The following is a 20,194-nucleotide window of genomic DNA, read 5'->3' on the forward strand; positions in this document are numbered from 1 at the left end:
CGTTGAAAATCTTGATACAGCCCTGTTCAGTTCTGCTTAGAGCAGATGCATCTTGGCTTCTGCCTCGTCCCACGGTACCGAGTAGCCTGCCCCCTTGGCACAAAAGATCGAGGAGGATGTATAAACCGGATCTGCATCCTTTTCATAGCTTTTCCTTTCCATCACTTCCTCCGCGTTATGGCAGCGATCGTATCCGCCAAATACACAGCGGATGCTGCCGCGTCCATGGGTGAAAGAAGCGAATTCGGTACTGTAATTCATGAATGTTGCTACGGGCACCCTTCCCGTAATCACCGCATGCGTATCCGACATCTGCGGTGGCTCGAACGAACCTGAGGCACGCTGAATATCCGAAAGTACCCTCCCCATCTCGTTCATTCCCACCTTTATTTTGAAGTCATAATAGGGTTCTAACAGCATATTCTCCGCTTTCTCCAACCCCTGCCGCAGCGCGCGGAAGGTGGCCTCACGAAAATCGCCCCCATGCGTATGTTCGTTATGCGCACGGCCTCTTAGGAGCGTAATTTTCATGTCGGTGACTGGCATGCCTGTCAATAGCCCATGATGCTCCCGTTCGTAGAGATGAGACCGAACCAGATTCTGGTAGTTAAAACTCAGTTCATCAGGATGACATACACTATTGACGTGGATTCCGCTGCCTCGCTCTCCCGGTTCAAGCAGGATGTGCACCTCCGCGTAATGCCTGAGCGGCTCGAAGTGTCCATATCCCGTCACAGCAGACTGTATCGTTTCTTTATACAAGATTTCTGGTTGTCCGAAAGAGACCACGAAACCGAAGCGTTCCTTCACAACCTGCTCCAGCACTTCTAATTGGATCAAACCCATGACGCGAATGTGAATCTCTTGCAAACTCTCTTCCCAAACCACATTCAGCGACGGGTCCTCCGCATTCAGAATGCGAAACGCACCGAGCACTTGCTGCACGTGAAGCGAACCGCCAAACTGTACTTTCGACTGTAGTGTCGGCTCAGTCTCATAAGCAAACTTGTCTGAGTAGAGCCCCACCCCTTGTCCAGCTTCGGCCTTGGACAAGCCGACGACCGCAAACAAATCGCCTGCAGCTACTTGTTCAACTGAGTGTGATTTCCTACCATTAAACATGAAGATTTGTGTGATCTTCTCTTCGTATCGCAGTCCACCGCTCTCATAGCTAAGCAGCTCCCGTACCTTCAGCTTGCCGCTCAGCGCTTTGACAAACGTTAGCTTCAACCCGTTTGCAGCGTGTTGAATTTTATAAATGCGCCCCCCGAACGGAGCCGTCTCGTCATAAGTCGCAGTCGTCAACAAGGACAGTTGATTCAGGAACTCAACAACGCCATCATCCTGCAGTGCCGAGCCGCAGGTGCAGGGGAAAAGACTCCCATCTCGTATCATCTCCTGCAAGGCACCCAGCCAAAAAGCTTGATCGTCCCTTTCCTCTATGAACGCTTCTAGCAATGACTCGTTCCGCTCCGTCATCATCTCCCGTAGCCCCTCACCGACGAAACCGTTGGCGAAGTTGTCCTTGACGGAACAGACATCCCTTGTCAACTGACTGCGTATCTCCTCTTCCGTCCTGCTGGCATCCGCGCCTATGCGATCTGTTTTATTGATGAAGAAAAATGTCGGTATCCGATGTTTGCGCAACAACTGCCAGACTGTCTCGGTATGACCCTGGACACCTTCTACCGCACTGACAATCACGATAGCGTAATCCATTACCCCAATCGCCCGCTCCATCTCGGAAGAAAAATCGACGTGTCCAGGCGTGTCGATCAAATAATAAACGTCGCCCTTATGGTGCATAACCGCCTGATCGGCGAACACGGTAATGCCTCTTTTCCTCTCGATATCGTGGCTGTCCAAAAAGGCATCTTGATGATCCACCCGGCCCCGTGACCGGATGCTGTTCGTATGATATAGCAACTGTTCGGCGAAAGTAGTCTTGCCCGCATCCACATGGGCAAACAAGCCGATCGTTAGACGCTTCATGTTATCCCTCTTCCATAGCTACTCGACTGCCATTTCTTTTCTCATTAAAACATAAGAATGGAGAAGAAGAATAGTTGACTAACACTTTCTTGTAAATTGCCGTATCAATTCGCACATTTTCATATACTAAAGGCTCGTATCAGTTGCCAAACTTCCCCCATTTGCATGCTCTATACCATGCAGAGAGAAGCGAGGTGATTACTATGACTGACGTGGTAGTAATACTATTTAGACGTATCAGAGTGAATGGCGTACGGAGGCGAATTATTCGAGACGTTAGCATCATTGGAAGTGCCGCACCATGTAACCGATTTTTAATGATTGGTAGACGTGTGGGTCCTGCTGCACGTTGTCTTTTGAATAACGGGTTCCAACGTGTGTTATCAAGAGATAATGTTTTGGTGTTTATCCGAGTAAGATAAATGGGTCCGTATGAAAACGGTAGCTAATAGGGTTACCGTTTTCTTTTGTTACAAAATACTACGCATGAGGGCGGTTTGTCAGGAAAAGGACCCACCCTGTCAGAATCAGGATAGGTCCCTTTATCGTTAAGAGTCTCTGTGTAGCTACACTCATTTACATCCCATGCAAAAGGATTTGTCATCGTGACTTTACCTCAGAGCTTCGTCAAACACAGATTCTATTTGATCAACCTCTTTCGACACCGCGAATAAAACAAACGTCCCTTTCGTCTTCAAAACATGTTTTTCGATGAGAAAATACTCCTCTGGGCGATAGTCTTTCAATTTAATTGTTTGTGCCTCGATCCGTTGTTGTATTTTCTCTTTTATATACTCGGTGTCGCTCGCATCGTTGACTTTGATCACAGCCAGTTCATCCGCTTTCACATTGGATGAAGCCGTGTACAGGATGAAATCCTCTACTTTTCCTGCCTCGATCTGATACAACTTTTGCAGTTTCTCCAGATCCCCTTGCTTCATATCCTGAAAACTTACTGTTTGTTGAATTCTTTCTCCCACTTCTGCGGCCGAAAGTTCTTCGGAAGTCCCGCCGCCACTGGAGCATCCGGCCAATATGCCCATTCCGATAGCAAACATAAGCAGTACAGACAAAAATCGCTTCATTCCATTCACTCCATAATGTTCAGAATAGAGGTGTCTTCAAAAAACGTTTTGACGTTGTAAAGGAATAGCATGTCATGAAACTGCCGATCTTGTATGAGCTTTGTTACGGATTCCTCATAATAGCGAAGGTCAACGACATCGATCTCTGTGAAGTGTTCGGCCAAAAAGGGAATCAGACTATTGGCGTACGAATCTTTCACGATCAGCAGCTTCTTCCCGTCCGGATGCTCCGTTGTGATTCGGACCAGTGCATGGTTGCCGTTGAGGAATAGCGCATACTTATCCTTTTTGGACAGATTGTCCATTTGGTACAAGGAATCCGCGGTACGGCCTTCGTCCACGTACTCCACTTTCTTTTTGCTTTCCTCTTTCGGCAAATAAAGATTGATACGATCAGGCTGTAAATGGCGGAATCCGCTCTTCGAATAGAGCGATCCGTAGAATGCATCCGTCACCTGTCGGATGTTGAACGCAGCTTCGTCTTTTGGAACAATCCCCATCTGCTTGCACAACACCCGATAAGCATAATAAGCGCCTTTGCTCGTCCAATGATGATCCGTTTTATAAAAAATGGCTTCTTCGCGTCCGGCATACAGCGCGGTATAGACATCAACGAAGCGAATATCAGGTTGAAGCGATTGCCGTACTCGATTCAGAGCGGCATGTTCGTCACCAATTGGTGCGTAGGCGGGCAGTTCATCCCGAAGCAACGCGGTGGCGGTCGGTACCAGCATGATGTACTTGCGGAGGTCGGGCGTTTTCTGGTGAATCGAATGGATGGCCTGAATTCTGTCATTCACCTCGGCGTCTTGCGGCGATGAGAAATGTTGAATCAGGTACCCATCCTTACCCAGATAAACACCGTTGCTGTCCTTTTTGCCCATAACACGATCCGCATCCGTTTTTAGTCCGATCCAAACGTCTCGGAAAGCAAATTGATCGGTGATATAGGTCTCGTAATCTGATGTGAACTTCCCCGCCAGTAGTGATCGCAGTGAAAAAGGCGGCCTGCTCTCGAGCATCCTGTTTTCCGATTCCGAAAATGCCTGATCAGGGGTCAGTATGTTCAAAACAGCCACCATGAGGATAAACAGCAAGAACAACAAGCCCGTCACGGCTCGCGTGCGTTTGTCATATCTGGTCAAACTGCTCCCTCCCCTCAAAACCGAAAATATAAGAATGGATTGAAATCCTCAAAGACCAAATAAGCGGACGACAAAACCAAACTGATGATAGAAAGTGCCAAAGCAGCGATCATGCCTACCGAATTCCATCGGGCTTTCATCTGCTCCAATCCTTTCCGGGGCAACGGTGTCGCGCACAAGGCCAACAGAACGAGCAATCCGCCATACGTCGTCAGGTCGTAGAGCGCCTGATGATCCACCCATTCGTGACCCCCGAAACCAAACATCGCACGGATGAACATCCACGCGGAAGGCAAATGTTCAAATTCAAAAAGGACCCACCCGACAACGACAATCGTCAGCGTGTAGAGATGTCCTGCCCAGTTCGGCCAACGATTCAGCCACTTCAGCAAAAACAGCTTCTCAAACGCAACAAAACAGCCGAAATACAAGCCCCATACGATAAAGTTCCAGCTCGCCCCATGCCACAGACCGGTTAAGAACCATACGATCAAGAGGTTACGGAACTGCTTTCCCAAGCCCACCCGGTTGCCGCCGAGCGGAATATAGACATACTCCCGGAACCAAGAACCGAGGGAAATATGCCATCTGCGCCAAAATTCCGAAACGCTTCTTGAAATATACGGATGCTTGAAGTTTTCTGGGAGGTCGAAACCGAACATTTTGCCGAGCCCGCGCGCCATATCTGAATACCCGCTGAAATCGAAATAGATTTGAAACGTAAACGCCAGGATGCCGAGCCACGCGGAGAGGACAGTCAAGTCCTCCATCGGCGTCGACTTCACGTTGGTCCATAGCAGTCCGATATTGTTGGCTAGCAGCACTTTTTTGGCCAATCCCCGGATAAACCATTCCGCCCCTTCTCCGAACTGCTCCAGCGTCACTTTACGAAAGACCAGTTGCTCCGCGATATCCCCATATTTGACGATCGGACCTGCGACCAGTTGGGGAAACATCGTGACGTAAGTGCCGAAAGCGATGATATTTCGTTGTGCCGGCACTTTACCGTGGTATACATCCACTACATAGGACATCGTTTGGAACGTATAGAAGGAAATACCGACGGGCAGTGGCAGATCAGCCACTTGTATATGCAGACCGAATAGATCATTCACATTCGAAACGACAAACCCGGCATATTTGAAGAAACTGAGAATCGCCAGACTGCCGCAGATAGAGCCGAACAACACTGCTCTGGCGATCGGCTTACGGTGACTGTACTTGTCGATCACAAGCCCGTTGATATAATCAAATACGGTTGTAAAAATCATGATGATGATATAAACTGGTTCGCCCCATGCATAAAAGATGAGGCTCGCTGCGAACAGAACAGCATTTCTCAGCTTCTTGGGCGACACATAATAAACGAGCAGCACGGCGGGAAGAAATTGAAATAGGAATATCAGACTGCTGAATACCAACGTTCGCTTCCTCCCGCGCCGCTATTTTGCGTTCTTCTGACGACCCAGCTCATCTTTTACGTAATCGAGCAGGATCGGGTAAAACTCGGCTTGGAAATGAATGCCGTCCGCATCGTACATGTCAGGATGAGCGGACACGATTGACGACACATCGATGAATCCGACTTGTACCTTGCTTGCCAGCTCCTTCAGTCCCTTATTGTAGTCGCCGATATTTCGATAACGGGGCTCCGCTTTTTCTGCCTCTGCCGTAACCGGGGTAACGGATAATATCGTGATGGACGCCTCTGGAAGCTTTACTTTGATGCGATCGATCAATTGGCCGTAATACGACAACGAATATTCCTTGGGATTGTCGGTCGGCCATAAAATGTCATCCGAACCTAGCTGGATAAAAATATGCTCGGGCTTGCGCTTGACCAATTCGTCCACATCTTGCAGCGCGAATTCAGCCGTTTTCCCTGCACCTGCCAGCACGTTCTTGTCTTTCAGCACATCATGGTAAGACAATCCCTCCGTAATCGAATCTCCGAGAAAAACGCTTGTTTGATACTGTGATGCATATGAGGTTTGCTCCGGAGTGGAGATGTCTACGGCCTGCCTAGTCATCTCGGAAGCAGGTGGTTGTCCATTGGTGCCGCATGCCGCAACCGATAAGGCGACCATTGCGATCAGTGTAATACCCATCATTTTCTTTTGCACTTTCATCTTTCCCCTTTCTTCTTGAACAAGGTAAAGAGTAATCGTCGGAGATCAAGATCAGATGCAGATCGTGTGCAGATTGGGTAGAAATGCAATAAAAAAAGTGCAGAACCAAGGTTCTACACTTTCTTTTTCTTTAATTCAAAATAGAACAAGACTCCTTCCTCCGTATTCATTGCCCCATAGAACGACCCATGCAGTTCTAATATCTGCTTGGAGATCGCCAGGCCCAATCCGGTTCCTCCGGTCGCACGGTTACGGGAGTGCTCGCCGCGGTAGAAACGATCCCATATCTTCTCCAATTGCTCGACCGGAATATGGACGCCTTTATTTTCGATGCAAATCTTGACGGTATCCTCCCCTTCAACTGTCGAAATGACAATGTCCTCTTGCTCCGGCGTGTAGCGTATGGCGTTTGTCAGGAAATTCACGATCACCTGCTCGATTCGATGCTGATTGGCGATGACTTCGACTGGGGCGAAACGGTTGTGCAACTGCAACTGCTTGCCGGAGAGGTCCGGTGCCAACTTTACGCAGATTTGCTCCAGTACCACATCAATTCGGAACGAATCCATCTGCATTCTATACGTACCGGATTCATATTTTGCCAATTCCAGCATATCCGCAACTAGAAGGTTCATCTTCTTCACTTCATCTTCCATCGCAGTAAAATAGTAGTCCCGCTTTGGGCTGTCCGCCTTATCCTTCAAAATGTAAAGGCAGCTTTCCATGACGCTGAGCGGAGTTTTCAGCTCATGCGACACATCAGCTATAAATTCTTTACGCGTTTGCTCCAGCCGCTTTTCTTTCTCGATATCCTGCTCCAGCCGGACAATATGGGCATGCAGCATATCCGAAAGCCGATTAATATTCCGTGACAGGCTGCCGATCTCATCCTCTGTCTTGATCGGAATTTTTTCAGAGAAGTCCAGTTTGGCCATTTTTTGCGTCATGTCGTCCATGCGGAGCAAAGGAGCTGCTATTCTGCGGGAATAATAGAAGGAGGCGAGCAGAACGAGCAGCAAGGTACCTGCAAGGATGTAGCCGTAATAACTTCTCATGACCTCTGTAGCTTCGTTTACAGGCTGCAATGATGTCATGGCGAATAGATAGGCGGGATTCCCTGTTGGATCGGTCACGCGCTCTACGAATATTTTGTAGTCCATATCGTTCTCATTGTAGTCCGTTATGGTGCTTGTTTGCTCCACATAATCCCCGTATAGCAGATCTGCTTGAAAAGCTTTCACCCGTTCAAGAAATAAGCGGTTCGTATAGCGGGATACATCCGCGCCTTGCGGTGTCCGGACCTGTGTGATGGTTCCGTGCACCAGTACGCTGGGATAACGCTCATGGTATTCGGTAGGACTCTTGAATCTCGGGACGACCTCATACTCTTTTTTGACGAGGGGCTGATTCTCTAGTCGATTTTCCTCTCTGAGATTGGAGACACTCCTCCCGATCCGCTGCGGAAACCATTGATTATCGATCATGATCCCTTCCATGGCAATCTGTTGACCCGCTTTCACAAAGGTATCGATGAAGGGGTTATCAGCGCTTACATCCTCCACATCCATGACCGTGTACAGCGGAACGACAATCGACTGGCCAGAAAGAGTAGGGGTGGCGTCCGAGTGCTCTAGCCGGACCTCCATCTCGAAATCGTCGGTGTATTTCAAATGACCTCTATCATCCAATCGAACAAACCAGGCATTCGTCTTTTGATAAAACTCCTGTTCCTTCCTGACTTCATCCTGGGAATCCCCGGCATGAGTCAACTCGTTTTGCCGATAGAATTGAAGGGCTTCCTTCACCTTCTCTACCTTTTGATGCACATAAAACTGCTCGAAAAATACGGTTTGTCCGATAAAAATACTCGCGATCACAAACAGGCATAATCCCGTTGTGAGGAGAAATAGCTTGAGTACAATGCTTGTTCTCATGGCCGATCCTCGAATTTATAACCGGACCGAACAACAGTGACGATATGCTTCGCATGCTCTCCCAGCTTGGAACGCAAATTGCGAATATGGCTGCTGAGCGTACGATCCTCGCCGTCAAAGTCGTAACCCCAGATTTTTGTAAGGAGCTGTTCTCTGGTTAGGATGATGCCTTTGTTTTTCATCAAGTAGGCCAGAATTTCGAATTCCGTGTGCGTCAGGCTATAGTTGTTTCCCTCAATCGAAACGGTTCGGGACGGCAAGTGAATCGTAATCCCGCCGCCGGACAACATATCCCCCGGTTCTTGAATTTGCCGATTTTCCAGCAACCGTTTGGCGCGTGCCAGCAGGATGGGAGGACTGCACGGTTTCACCACATAATCGTCCGCTCCGAGCTCGAATCCAAGCAACGTGTCATCCTCATCCGCACGAGCTGTTAACATCAGAATGGGGACGTTGGAAACTTTGCGAATGCGTCTGCATACTGACCACCCGTCCAATTCCGGCAGCATAATGTCCAGAATGATCAAATGTACTTCATGCTCTTGAAATAACGTCAGCGCCTGACTCCCGTCCCCGGCTTCCAGCACTTCGTATCCTTCGTCCATCAAGTATTCCTTCATAATCTCTCGCAAAACCTGCTGGTCTTCCACTATCAGTATCGTTTTTGTCATGCTAATGACCTCTCGTCCTCTATCTCTCCAAAAGATATTTTTTAGAATGTTATCATGAGTTTGGGGTCGTCACAATATGGCAGTACTGTCAAAGGTCGTTGAGGACGCATTTTCCATAAAAATTTTCCTCGACAGCATCTCGAATGAATCCGCTACTAACTTGATCTCCCCGGTATCGTGATAACAGATGAAAACCTTTCCTGCCGGATTGATGATAATCGGATTTTGATAACCTAGATAGAATACTCGAACAACAAAACCTAAAGGGTGTAACACAAAAAGTGACCAAATGAATGGTCACTTTTAATATTGGATGGTTCTATTATTATCTCGTAGGCTAACGATGGATGTACCTGTTGTTTTATTAGTTGACAATGAAGAAAAATAGAGTGCAAAGACATGAAGAACTTTTTTATTAGCGCTTTGTGATTAATATGCTTGATGTAATGTCGTTAAATCCGTGGGGAACCAAATCGGGAATCGTGGTGCCCTCTAGATAAGCATTACCACTAAAACTCAAACTTCTTCCAGTAAAGTTTGCATGTTCAAATATCGTTATATCATATGGTCCGACGATACGAATGGACGAAATCTTGTCATTAAGTGGGATAGTGTTCGCGCTTGAGGTAACCTTGATCCAATCGCCGCTCATTCCGTGGTTATCGTACAAGTAAACTCCATTTAGCTCTTCTTGATGTCCAGAAACATAAAGAGAAGAAGCTTCATCGTTCCCAATCTTTTCGTCACTCATGTCACGATCACTGAACAAATAAGTAGTGCTACGTCCAGTCCAATTTAAGTGTTCGAAAACAGTTACGTTGTATCGATTATCTAAAATCTTGATCGAGGAAGCTTTGTCATTGAAGAATTTTTCATCAAGTGTATTAATTCTAGTGCCCGCGTATAGACCTAAGCAGTAACCTTGATAGTCTGCATCTTCGCACAAATATGCTACTGGTGAACCTGTCCCATTCGCTGATACTGGACCTGACCCTAATGCAATGAATGCCAACACGAACGTTGTTAAAGCACTTATTAACTTGATTACACCTTTCATTTTAAATCCCTCCTATTCGGTAATGTTTCATACAGCTATATACTATTACTTTTTCCAATATATGGCAATTTAATAATTTGTAAATATTTTGTCAATGGTTCAACAAACCCCGTTCGGGACTTACACTCTAGAGCTATCGCCCTTGCTGGGCGCACAATAAAAGCCAAATCTTGTCAGCTAACAAGATTTGGCTCATTTCTACTTAATTCTACTATCTCCATATTTTCCTGCCCCATGAGCTGGACAGTCATCCTCATCGCTTATTTTTCAATTTTGTAATAGCGATCCCCGGTCTTCGGATTGAAGTATACACGACGCTTTTCCTGCGTTACCGGATCGATCGTCACTTCATTCGTGGGCTCAAATCCGGGCGGGACGACTTCTCCGTGGTCTTGGTGCAGTCGCTTGTCCTTTATTTTGGAAATGATTAGCAAAGTGATTAAAAGCAAGATCTGAAAAACAATGTAATAAACGACATAAATCATTCATTACACCTTTTCAACGACAACTGCTGTACCGTACGCGACAACTTCCCCCATATTTCCCATATTTCCAGTGTCGTAACGACACATTACCACAGCGTTAGCTCCCATGGCAGTTGCGTTTTTAATCATGCGGTCAAGCGCTTGTTTGCGCGCGTCCTCCAGGAGCACCGTGTATTCCTTGATTTCGCCGCCAACGACTGAACGAAGACCTGCCATGATGTCTCCGCCAATTCCGCGTGCTCGAACGATTAAACCGAATGTGGTTCCTTTTACTTCAACGACACGATATCCTGGAATGTTTTCAGTAGTTACAACTATCATTTGCTTCTCCTACTTTCTATGTTTTATTTTTCAAGATCACATGTAGCACGATGTCAGCGCTAAATTGACTACCGCATGAGCACTTCTTAGCAAATACCTCCGTAAAAAGACGACAGAAAGCCGTAGAACCGTGCTGAAGCTCCACTCCGGACACCCAGTGATCTTTGGCTCGACTGATGGGCTTGACGATAAGGAAGACAGCCATATGTTGTTTCAACGCCCAAGATAACGCTGATGAAAGTTGATGGAAACCACACGTAACGCATTTTGGCATGTAATTCGTCAAGAAATCGAACATAAATAAGCACTTGAGTTCCCATAACATTTCTGTACTTTCTTATTTGGTTTGGCTAAATATTTTATTACATAGCACTTTTCGAAGTATGTATCATGTCGAGTGACATAAGCATTTTCTGGCAACACACAGTCAGTATTCTTGGTTACATCACTCGACAACAACTTGTCAATTACGATTCGAAACGTGAATATCTAAATGTATGCCAAATTTCATTATCATCCTTAATAGTTAGATAGATTTGCCCCGCACCATAATCCGCCATGGCTGCGTATACTTTTCCAGGGGTATATTCGCCTACATATTTACCATAATAATCGCTATCAAATGTTAATCTTCTTTCCGATATCTCAAAGGTTACCGATGTCCCTGTCGCTGCTATACATTTGACATTTACTTTATCGACTGCTGGCTGTTGATAGGTTTGATCATTTTGAGTTTGCACAGGGCTTTGCAGTCTAACAACTTCTAAATCCTTTTTTAATCCGTCATTCTTTTTCATACATGCTGACAAGGCTTCTTGTACTTCTGCCAAACGTCGCTCTAATCTGGCGATGTGTCTCAGTAATTCGTAATCGTTGTAGCGTCTGCCTTCTCCCGCCGAAATTGGATAATAACCCTCTTGTGGATACCACCCGTACATAATTTCCCTCCTCCATTGGCTTTGATACACTTTACGTTATGGTTTTTCCGCCTATTCGTTCGCCTATTTTACCAGAAACTGGTTTCAGACTAACTCCACAAAATGAAACAGCGGCCAGCTAAGACCTGAAAATAAAGTCTTATACTGGCCGCTGTTCTTATTGAACGAACGTTTACGTTAGGTTCATGTCATAACGGGGTAAGGCATCATCAAGATTTTGCCACCGCCACCAAATCGTTTCTCACTTGCGATCACAATGCTGACTTATCGCTTATCAAATTCTACGCCGTATTTATGGAAGATGGCCGTGTATTTATTCTCGAATATGGTCCATCGCTTTTCTGTTCCGTACTTTTCCTGCAACGTCTTCCAATAATGTTTAGCCGCTACTACATCATTAGATTGTAAGAGCAAATGAAAGCTTTCTTCGCTCAGATGTAAAAATGGACCTGAAGTGTAATAATCAACAATGGATCTGGCACTGGTCATCGTATCATAGAAATGGATAACCTCTTCTAATCCACTTAGCAGCGTTTTTCTTACATCATCCATATTCGTATCAGGAGTGATTGAAAATCGATCCGGAGCAGACTCAACCATTTCTCCAATTCTTGCTCTGAAATGACACTCCGCTTCTTTAGGTGCTGTTAGAATCTCTCTCGACTGTATTTGTGCCAACTCCGCTGCATAAATGCCGCAGTTCACATAAAACATGACATTGTCCGCTGCATTGCCAGCAGATTTTTGGAAGTTGAACATGTAGATGAGGTTTTCTGTACTCTTATGGAAATTCAAACTCTTCTTTGCGAAGCCATGCTTGGAAAGGAACGGCTTTACGTCCTGTTTAATCATATCGTTAAAGAGCTGCTGCAACATGATCCCTCCTAAAGTCTACGATAGATTTCCGCCAAAAATCACGAGTGCTTACGCCAAGGCCAAGCGAGGTCGAGCAGAGAAGAGACGGCAACTCCCGCAGTGTACCGCACAAGGTCCGCCGTCAAAAAGCCTTTTCCTAATACCAACGCCCCCATAGTTGTCGCACGGAGGTAATTGATCCAATCGGCCTGATACAATTGGCTGCCCTCGATCGCAAAGCAAAACGCGAGGCTCCACCACAGCGCGAAAGAAATCTTTTTATGAGCATAAAATGTGCGAAAGCCGAAGTAGATCATGCACGCCCATAATGCATCGCCAAAATGCTCAGCTACAAAGACAGGCAACATATCAGCGAACGCTCTGGACCCTAAGCCCAAAGCCATGACAACAAAAACGGCCACGCTATAGGCGACCCTCTCTCTCCATCGACACGCTGAGCGCTCGTTACTTATGCTCATAGGTATCGTCCGGTAGTACTTCCATTCGGCTTTGTGCATACACCATCAATCTTCCTCTTTTATGTATCTATTTTTTTCACAGTCTAACATTTTATTTTTAAGTCTAAAACATTATTTTCAGAAAACAACAAGATTAAGCTACGTTATCGCCACCACGTATTTTCGTCTACTTACTACTTTGCAAGTTTTTCACTTTGCGACCTTAAATGATGTTTGGCAACGCTAAAGCTACTTCAGCGCTGGATTCAGGGAATCAGGTTTTTTTAGGATCATCCAACGTTTCATTAATCATGAATCGCTTCATCCTGAAACTAGATTTTAACATTTTCAGATTGTACTCCCTGTCTAGAAAGTTAATAAAGAAGTTGTTCGTGAGTGTACCTACACAATCCGTGATCAGCGATTGGCTCAAGTACGGTAAAGCTTTCTTCATCTAATAGTTAAAAACCAATTGGATAATTGTACCTTCACCGAGCTTACTTTCTATTCTTATTTCAGCGTCATGAATGTTAGCGATCTCCTTACATAATGAAAGCCCGAGCCCGAGGCCTCCTCCATTGGCTCTCGATCTCGATTTGTCGGACATAAAGAATGGCTCAAAGACTTTTGTTATGTCGTCATCAGGAATACCGATCCCTGTATCTTTCACTTCCAGAATAATTTTCGACTCAGCATCTCTGTAAGAACGCAGAAGTATTTTATCGTTGTTCTTCGATGCTTTAATCGCATTGTCTATCAGGTTTGCAAGTAAAATTTTCATCAAATCTTTATCCATTAAAACACTAAGATGCTCCGTCGATATTTCCAGATCTATATTCTTTATGTTCAGCTTTGGAATAAAGGAATGTTTGATTTCCACAAAAAGTTCGTCAAGTTTTCCCTTTTTTAACTCAAAATCTTCTTTTCGCAAAACAATGAGCTCCATAAGCTTAAATGTCAGTTTCTCTAGCCGCTTTCCTTCTTCATAGATAAAGCTTAATGAGTTGATATAAGTCTCTTCATCATATTTATTCGTTCGTAAATAATCCGCATAGCCTATGATCGACGTTAAGGGAGTTCTTAGTTCATGTACCAGGTTATCGATAAACCTTTGCTTGTCTTCTGAGGTTTTTTTAAGCTGGTTTACTTTATCTTCTATATCAACGGCCATCAAATTGAAATTTTCCGCTAACAACCCGATTTCATCATTCGATTTCACCTTTACTCTTTCGCTGAAATTCCCGCCTGCAATAATTCTTGTTGACTTGATAAGTTTATTAATCGGTTTTACTATAAACTTGCTCATTGTTATGGTAACGATGACCAAAATTGCTGAGATAAGAGCATTTAACTTGATTAAAAGGCTTAATAAGTCTTTTCTATTTTCATAAACACTCGAAATATCTTTCACGTAAGAAAGCTTATAGTGATTATTTTCCAAATAAATATTCTTAGCTATAAATAAGTACGTCTTTTCGCCTAGATCCCGTATGATGTAATTTACTTTATCTGATGGTATGTTTAATTCTTCACGATGAGTAAGAGTTATCTTGTTGTTTTTAAAATGACTGAAAATAACCTTATTATTTTCATCTATTACATCCAGATATACATCCTGTTCTCCGAGGTTGTCCAAGTATGTACGAATCATTGAATCGATGTTTGGTTTGCCAACTCCTTCAGCATCCGGGTTTGAAGATTTTTGAACTTTAAGCAGATATAGATTTGATTCTAAAGAGTTAGCAAATCGATCCTGTTCGCTTATCCCGGAACGGATCTCCATATTGAGATTGAGTTCAAAGCTGCTATTAATCAGGTAAATGGATGCTGGTACAAAAAAGATTTCAAATATGATTAATGTACATAAAAATATCCTCTGCCAAAATTTCATTTATTCCTCCAGCCTATATCCCAATTTAAATACGGTTTTAATTTCATCTTTCCATCCCAGCTTTCTTCTTAGCTTTTGTATATGGTTGTCAATCGTCCGCGTCTCGCCAACGTAGTCATATCCCCAAATTTTTTCTATGATTTTTTCCCTCGTTAATACGATGTTTTTATTTTGCACTAAAAACACCAATAATTCGAACTCTTTCAAGGTAAGCTCAATCATTTCACCGTTCTTTTTCACCTTCATTTCTTGCAAGTATACTTCTGTGTCTTTAAAATTTATGATGTTGCTTTTTTTATTGTAATGTCTTAATACATTTTCAATCCTGGCCAGCAATTCAATTCCTTCAAAGGGTTTCGTCATATAGTCATCTACTCCCGCTTTTAATCCATACACCTTATCTGTGACCGAACTTTTCGCAGTTAAAAAAATGACAGGTATCCCTAAAGGTTTAATTTTTTCGAATAAAGTAAATCCATCCACTTTTGGAAGCATCACATCCAAAAGTATGAGATCAAAGCGATCACTTTCAATCACATTTAGGGCTTCCTCTCCATCAAAAACGACTGTACTCTCATAATTTGCCGTATTTAAATTCAATTTTATTAAATTTGCTACTGCGATATCATCTTCAACCACTAAAATTTTTATCATTGCGTTTTTACCTCGTTCCTTTTGTAACGGTTAGATGGAGTATGTACCATTTCGGGCACGTACTCCATCTAATCCATCCTACAATTTTTAATTCACTTTCAGGACTCTGAAATTCTCACGGTAGTCTTTTGCTACGGAAGGTAGAGTGATTAGTCTATCATAATTAATCTCATAACTGGATACTGAATAATTTTTCAGACTAATTGTCATTTTTACATCCCTTCCATCTTCCAGGTTGCAAAGAACACGTATGGTTCCAGAACTAGCACTCTTACTTACCTTCAGCGTATTTTCCTTCACTTTTTTCTGTTGTTTCCCAAAAAAGTTGATAACCGCAGATTTAACTTTCGCATCATTGATTGTTGTCTCTTTGCTTCGATCTTCATCAGTGAAAGCAGCTAACGAAACAATTTCGCCTGTTTTTTCATTTATGACAATGTTATTAGAAGCACCCATTGGCTGGTTTAAGTCTTCAGCACGAACAAACTGTACCACGATAACATTTGCCGTATCTTTTTTGGCGTTTTCTTTTAATACAGCTGCATCTTCTTTTGAAACTATACCCATTAAGAACTTAAAGTCTTCTTGCGCGTTCGTTCGCTTTACATGCGCCTCACCAAAAGACTTCGCGTCAAGGCCCCTATAGTCTTTTAGAGCTTTGGTTGCCATTTTTACCGCTTCTGCATCACTAATCTTCCCATTTGCTACTTTGGCTACAGTGGTTTGATTTGTGCCATTTCCTGCTTTGCTTGCCATTGTTACGACGTTGTTTTTAGTAGAAGGAACCGCGTTTTCGCTTGCAAATACAGCTGCAGTAGAACTGCCTACAATGGATAGTGCCATCGAAAAAACGAGAATGTTTTTTTTGTTCATGGTAATGCCTCCTGGGATTTTTGGGTTAGATAGAGTAAGTATCATTTCGGGCACTTACTCCATCTTATCCGTCCTAAAATATCTTCATTTACTTACATTTCTCTGAAATTCTCACGGTAATCTTTTTCTTCGGAAGGTAGAGGGAGTAGTCTGTCATAATTAATCTCATAACTAGATACTGAATAATTCTTCAGACTAATTGTCATCTCTACATCTCTTCCATCTTCCAGGTTGCAAAGAACACGTACGGTTCCGGAACTAGCACTCTTACTAACCTTCATCGTATTTTCCTTAACCTTTTTCTGTTGTTGATCAAAAAAGCTGATAACCGCAGATTTAACTTTCGCATCATCGATTGTTGTCTCTGAGCTTCGATTTTCATCAGTGAAAGCAGTTAGAGAAACAATTTCACCTGTTTTTTCATTTATGACAATGCGATTAGAAGCGGGCATTGGCTGGTTTAAGTCTTCAGCACGAACAAACTGTACAACGATAACATCTGCCGTATCTTTTTTGGCGTTTTCTTTTAATACAGCTGCATCTTCTTTTGAAACGATATCCATAAAGAACTTAAAGTCTTCTTGGTTGTTCGTTCGATTTACATGCGCCTCACCAAAAGATTTCGCGTCAAGCCCCCTATAGTCTTTTAGAGCTTTCGTTGCCATTTTTACCGCTTCTTCATCGCTAATCTTTCCATTTGCTACTTTGACTACATCATTTGTAGTGGTTTGAGTTGTGCCATTTCCTTCTTTGCTTGCCAACGTAACGACTTTGTTTTTCGTAGAATTAATTGCGTTATCGCTTGCAAATACCGCTGCTGTGGCACCGCCTACAATTGTTAGTGCCATTGACAAAACGAGAATATTCTTTTTGTTCATGATAATGCCTCCTGAAATTTTTTGTTTTTGGTTTGGGTACGAAACCCTTGTTACAGTTCATAGAATATAGCGTTCATATGTTAAAAGTATCTTTCAGTTGTCTCCAAGTTGTAAATTCTATAAAAACCACCTGGAGGCTTGCTTCAGATGGTAAGTAGAACATCGTAACCGAATCAATTTCTACTATTACTATAGAAAATATAAAGCAAAGAACAGTATCCAACAACAAATACTGTTCTTTGCTTTATATTTTCAAATTATGCTTCTTTAAGATCGAAACGATCTGCATTCATTACCTTCACCCATGCCGCTATGAAGTCACGCACAAACTTTTCTTTGTTATCGTCTTGCGCATAAACTTCTGCAATGGCACGCAGAACAGAGTTTGAACCGAATACGAGGTCAACTGCAGTCGCTGTACGCACGACTTCACCTGTTTGGCCATCACGTCCTTCAAATACGCCTCCGTCTACAGGCTTCCACTGTACGCCCATGTCTAGCAAGTTAACAAAGAAGTCGTTTGTGAGTGTGCCTACACGATCCGTGAATACACCGTGTTGGGTGCCATCGTGGTTTGTACCAATAACACGCATACCGCCAACGAGTGCAGTCATTTCTGGAGCAGTAAGGTTTAGTAGCTGTGCCTTGTCTATCAGGAGCTCCGCAGGACTGACACGATATTGCTTCTTCTGATAATTCCGGAAACCATCAGCGATTGGCTCAAGCACAGCAAAGCTTTCTGTATCGGTTTGCTCTTGTGTTGCATCGCCACGTCCAGGAGCAAAAGGAACGGTTACATCAAAGCCAGCATCTTGTGCAGCTTTTTCGACTGCGGCACTACCGCCGAGTACAATCAAATCGGCCAAGCTGACTTTCTTGCCGAAGTCCTCTTGAATGACTCCCAGGATCGTTAGCACTTTTTCAAGTTTTTTCGGCTCATTTACTTCCCATTCCTTCTGTGGAGCAAGACGGATGCGAGCACCATTTGCGCCGCCACGCATATCCGAGCCGCGGAAGGTACAAGCGGAAGCCCAAGCCGTTGTTACCAGCTCGCTGACGGTAAGGCCCGAGTCTAAGATCTGTGTCTTCAGCTCTGCTACATCTGCATCGGTTAACTCATACTCAGCAGCAGGTACAGGATCTTGCCAAATAAAATCTTCTGCTGGAACTTCTGGACCTAAATATCTTGTACGAGGCCCCATGTCACGGTGTGTGAGTTTGAACCATGCACTTGCAAATGCATCTGCAAACTCCTCTGGATTCTCATAGTAACGACGAGAAATCTTTTCGTATGCTGGATCCATACGCAAGGCCATATCCGCAGTGGTCATCATGGTTGGAACGCGAACGGATGCGTCTTCTGCATCTGGTGCAAGATGCTCAGCAGCAGGATTTACTGCAACCCACTGGTGTGCACCTGCAGGGCTCTTGGTCAGCTCCCATTCATAGCCGAACAGTAGTTCAAAGAAACCATTATCCCATTGAGTTGGATTCGCAGTCCAGGCACCTTCAATACCGCTACTGATGGTGTCGCGACCTTTACCGGAACCGTGTGTGCTCTGCCATCCTAAGCCCATTGCTTCCACAGGAGCAGCTTCCGGTTCTGGTCCAACAAGAGCAGCATCTCCTGCGCCGTGAGCCTTACCGAACGTATGGCCACCTGCCACGAGTGCAACGGTTTCTTCATCGTTCATTCCCATGCGTTTGAAGGTTTCGCGAATGTCGCGAGCGCTTGCAAGCGGATCTGGATTCCCATTCGGACCTTCCGGGTTCACATAAATAAGACCCATTTGAACAGCAGCAAGCGGATTCTCGAGATCACGATCGCCGGAGTAACGCTTATCGCCTAACCATTCCTTTTCAGCACCCCAGTAAATATCTTCTTCTGGATGCCAAACGTCCGCGCGTCCGCCTCCAAAACCGCTTGTCTTCCCACCCATGGATTCAATAGCAGCATTACCTGCTAGAATGTACAAGTCGGCCCAAGAGATCTTGTTACCGTATTTTTGCTTGATCGGCCATAGCAGTCGACGAGCTTTATCAAGGTTGGCATTGTCTGGCCAGCTGTTAAGTGGAGCAAAACGCTGTGTGCCAGTTCCAGCACCTCCACGTCCGTCTCCTGTACGATATGTACCAGCGGAGTGCCAAGCCATACGGATAAATAATGGCCCGTAATGTCCGTAGTCGGCAGGCCACCACTCTTGGCTGTTTGTCATTAGATCATAAAGATCCTGCTTGAGAGCCTGATAGTCCAACTTTTTGAATTCTTCTGCATAATTGAAGTCTTCGCCCATAGGGTTAGATTTTCTGTCATGCTGATGCAAGATGTTCAAGTTCAACTGGTTGGGCCACCAGTGTTTATTCGACGTAGCACTTGGGTTGTGATTCGTAGTGCTACCGTGCGAAAACGGGCACTTTCCAGTGTTAGCAGTTGCCATAGAGTCCATTTGTCCCTCTCCCGTCATTTAAATTAAGTATTAAATAATAATACTTCTAATTAATTTATATAGCAGTTAACAATAGAAATCAACATCTTTTTGCTTTTTTCATCTTAAGGATTTATGGACAGTAGTAATTGGCATTGTATTGCAGGCAGAGAGGGAATCGTAAGAACACGATAAAATATATGAACTCTTTCATTTCCGAATGGCTGATTCTAACGTATGCAGGGACCGGCTAGATTATGATCTTGTCACCAGCTCGATAGCCTCTCTTCCATCACAAAAAGCCCACTATTCTCCTCTTCACGGAATGTGTGGGCTTTTTATGCGTAATCGTTTCAACTTCGCATCCTTGTTTATGTTGATCATGTCTTCCTACCATGTGAT

The 20,194-nt window shown here is 44.3% G+C and carries 18 protein-coding genes; all 18 read right to left on the bottom strand.

Features of this window, described 5'->3' with window-relative positions:
- Window positions 1–36 precede the first annotated feature (36 nt).
- Window positions 37–1,992: a GTP-binding protein gene (locus HPY28_RS00550; protein ID WP_174229857.1), complete on the bottom strand. Its 1,956-nt coding sequence runs from the start codon at window positions 1,990–1,992 to the stop codon at window positions 37–39.
- A gap of 611 nt (window positions 1,993–2,603) precedes the next feature.
- The gene (locus tag HPY28_RS00555) at window positions 2,604–3,077 is read right to left on the bottom strand and encodes a DUF4358 domain-containing protein (protein ID WP_173621871.1); all 474 of its coding nucleotides are present in this window, start codon (window positions 3,075–3,077) and stop codon (window positions 2,604–2,606) included.
- Between the two features lie 5 nt (window positions 3,078–3,082).
- Window positions 3,083–4,222 carry a DHHW family protein gene (locus HPY28_RS00560; protein ID WP_174229858.1) on the bottom strand — a complete coding sequence of 380 codons (1,140 nt, stop codon included), beginning with the start codon at window positions 4,220–4,222 and terminating at the stop codon, window positions 3,083–3,085.
- Between the two features lie 14 nt (window positions 4,223–4,236).
- On the bottom strand, window positions 4,237–5,643 hold the full coding sequence (locus HPY28_RS00565; protein WP_174229859.1) for an MBOAT family O-acyltransferase: 1,407 nt from the start codon (window positions 5,641–5,643) through the stop codon (window positions 4,237–4,239).
- 21 nt (window positions 5,644–5,664) lie between these two features.
- The gene (locus HPY28_RS00570) at window positions 5,665–6,351 is read right to left on the bottom strand and encodes a GDSL-type esterase/lipase family protein (RefSeq protein ID WP_017248568.1); all 687 of its coding nucleotides are present in this window, start codon (window positions 6,349–6,351) and stop codon (window positions 5,665–5,667) included.
- Window positions 6,352–6,464: 113 nt separating this feature from the next.
- Entirely contained in the window at window positions 6,465–8,285 is a 1,821-nt protein-coding gene (locus HPY28_RS00575; protein WP_174229860.1) for a HAMP domain-containing sensor histidine kinase, read from the bottom strand.
- Entirely contained in the window at window positions 8,282–8,956 is a 675-nt protein-coding gene (locus HPY28_RS00580; RefSeq protein ID WP_017248566.1) for a response regulator transcription factor, read from the bottom strand. Before HPY28_RS00580 ends, HPY28_RS00575 begins: the two co-directional genes overlap by 4 nt.
- Before the next feature lie 415 nt (window positions 8,957–9,371).
- On the bottom strand, window positions 9,372–10,013 hold the full coding sequence (locus tag HPY28_RS00585; protein WP_174229861.1) for a beta/gamma crystallin family protein: 642 nt from the start codon (window positions 10,011–10,013) through the stop codon (window positions 9,372–9,374).
- A gap of 260 nt (window positions 10,014–10,273) precedes the next feature.
- A complete protein-coding gene (locus HPY28_RS00590; protein ID WP_174229862.1) occupies window positions 10,274–10,498 on the bottom strand; it encodes a hypothetical protein in 225 nt (74 codons plus the stop codon).
- A gap of 3 nt (window positions 10,499–10,501) precedes the next feature.
- A complete protein-coding gene (locus tag HPY28_RS00595; RefSeq protein WP_174229863.1) occupies window positions 10,502–10,819 on the bottom strand; it encodes a heavy metal-binding domain-containing protein in 318 nt (105 codons plus the stop codon).
- Window positions 10,820–11,286: 467 nt separating this feature from the next.
- A complete protein-coding gene (locus HPY28_RS00600) occupies window positions 11,287–11,757 on the bottom strand; it encodes a hypothetical protein (protein ID WP_017248562.1) in 471 nt (156 codons plus the stop codon).
- Window positions 11,758–12,021: 264 nt separating this feature from the next.
- On the bottom strand, window positions 12,022–12,633 hold the full coding sequence (locus HPY28_RS00605; protein WP_174224518.1) for a DUF4304 domain-containing protein: 612 nt from the start codon (window positions 12,631–12,633) through the stop codon (window positions 12,022–12,024).
- Window positions 12,634–12,671: 38 nt separating this feature from the next.
- Window positions 12,672–13,130, bottom strand: coding sequence for a ribosomal maturation YjgA family protein (locus tag HPY28_RS00610; RefSeq protein ID WP_174229864.1), 459 nt, complete (start codon window positions 13,128–13,130; stop codon window positions 12,672–12,674).
- Window positions 13,131–13,524: 394 nt separating this feature from the next.
- Window positions 13,525–14,961 (bottom strand): sensor histidine kinase, encoded by a 1,437-nt coding sequence (locus tag HPY28_RS00615; protein WP_174229865.1) that lies wholly within the window; start codon window positions 14,959–14,961, stop codon window positions 13,525–13,527.
- On the bottom strand, window positions 14,962–15,615 hold the full coding sequence (locus HPY28_RS00620) for a response regulator transcription factor (RefSeq protein WP_174224521.1): 654 nt from the start codon (window positions 15,613–15,615) through the stop codon (window positions 14,962–14,964).
- An 87-nt stretch (window positions 15,616–15,702) separates the two neighbouring features.
- The gene (locus tag HPY28_RS00625) at window positions 15,703–16,488 is read right to left on the bottom strand and encodes a hypothetical protein (protein WP_174229866.1); all 786 of its coding nucleotides are present in this window, start codon (window positions 16,486–16,488) and stop codon (window positions 15,703–15,705) included.
- Between the two features lie 92 nt (window positions 16,489–16,580).
- The gene (locus HPY28_RS00630; protein WP_174229867.1) at window positions 16,581–17,366 is read right to left on the bottom strand and encodes a hypothetical protein; all 786 of its coding nucleotides are present in this window, start codon (window positions 17,364–17,366) and stop codon (window positions 16,581–16,583) included.
- Window positions 17,367–17,623: 257 nt separating this feature from the next.
- Window positions 17,624–19,813: a catalase/peroxidase HPI gene (katG, locus tag HPY28_RS00635; RefSeq protein WP_173621859.1), complete on the bottom strand. Its 2,190-nt coding sequence runs from the start codon at window positions 19,811–19,813 to the stop codon at window positions 17,624–17,626.
- Window positions 19,814–20,194: the final 381 nt, after the last annotated feature.

It is taken from the genome of Brevibacillus sp. HB1.2 (genome assembly GCF_013332495.1).
GTDB classification, from domain to species: Bacteria; Bacillota; Bacilli; order Brevibacillales; family Brevibacillaceae; genus Brevibacillus; species Brevibacillus porteri.

Excerpts from the sequence above, each read along its gene's own strand:
- HPY28_RS00550 (WP_174229857.1), bottom strand. The coding sequence starts at position 1,992 with ATGAAGCGTCTAACGATCGGCTTGTTTGCCCATGTGGATGCGGGCAAG.
- HPY28_RS00555 (WP_173621871.1), bottom strand. The coding sequence starts at position 3,077 with ATGAAGCGATTTTTGTCTGTACTGCTTATGTTTGCTATCGGAATGGGC.
- HPY28_RS00570 (WP_017248568.1), bottom strand. The coding sequence starts at position 6,351 with ATGAAAGTGCAAAAGAAAATGATGGGTATTACACTGATCGCAATGGTC.
- HPY28_RS00575 (WP_174229860.1), bottom strand. The coding sequence starts at position 8,285 with ATGAGAACAAGCATTGTACTCAAGCTATTTCTCCTCACAACGGGATTA.
- HPY28_RS00580 (WP_017248566.1), bottom strand. The coding sequence starts at position 8,956 with ATGACAAAAACGATACTGATAGTGGAAGACCAGCAGGTTTTGCGAGAG.
- HPY28_RS00585 (WP_174229861.1), bottom strand. The coding sequence starts at position 10,013 with ATGAAAGGTGTAATCAAGTTAATAAGTGCTTTAACAACGTTCGTGTTG.
- HPY28_RS00590 (WP_174229862.1), bottom strand. The coding sequence starts at position 10,498 with ATGATTTATGTCGTTTATTACATTGTTTTTCAGATCTTGCTTTTAATC.
- HPY28_RS00595 (WP_174229863.1), bottom strand. The coding sequence starts at position 10,819 with ATGATAGTTGTAACTACTGAAAACATTCCAGGATATCGTGTCGTTGAA.
- HPY28_RS00600 (WP_017248562.1), bottom strand. The coding sequence starts at position 11,757 with ATGTACGGGTGGTATCCACAAGAGGGTTATTATCCAATTTCGGCGGGA.
- HPY28_RS00605 (WP_174224518.1), bottom strand. The coding sequence starts at position 12,633 with ATGTTGCAGCAGCTCTTTAACGATATGATTAAACAGGACGTAAAGCCG.
- HPY28_RS00610 (WP_174229864.1), bottom strand. The coding sequence starts at position 13,130 with ATGCACAAAGCCGAATGGAAGTACTACCGGACGATACCTATGAGCATA.
- HPY28_RS00615 (WP_174229865.1), bottom strand. The coding sequence starts at position 14,961 with ATGAAATTTTGGCAGAGGATATTTTTATGTACATTAATCATATTTGAA.
- HPY28_RS00620 (WP_174224521.1), bottom strand. The coding sequence starts at position 15,615 with ATGATAAAAATTTTAGTGGTTGAAGATGATATCGCAGTAGCAAATTTA.
- HPY28_RS00625 (WP_174229866.1), bottom strand. The coding sequence starts at position 16,488 with ATGAACAAAAAAAACATTCTCGTTTTTTCGATGGCACTATCCATTGTA.
- HPY28_RS00630 (WP_174229867.1), bottom strand. The coding sequence starts at position 17,366 with ATGAACAAAAAGAATATTCTCGTTTTGTCAATGGCACTAACAATTGTA.
- katG (WP_173621859.1), bottom strand. The coding sequence starts at position 19,813 with ATGGACTCTATGGCAACTGCTAACACTGGAAAGTGCCCGTTTTCGCAC.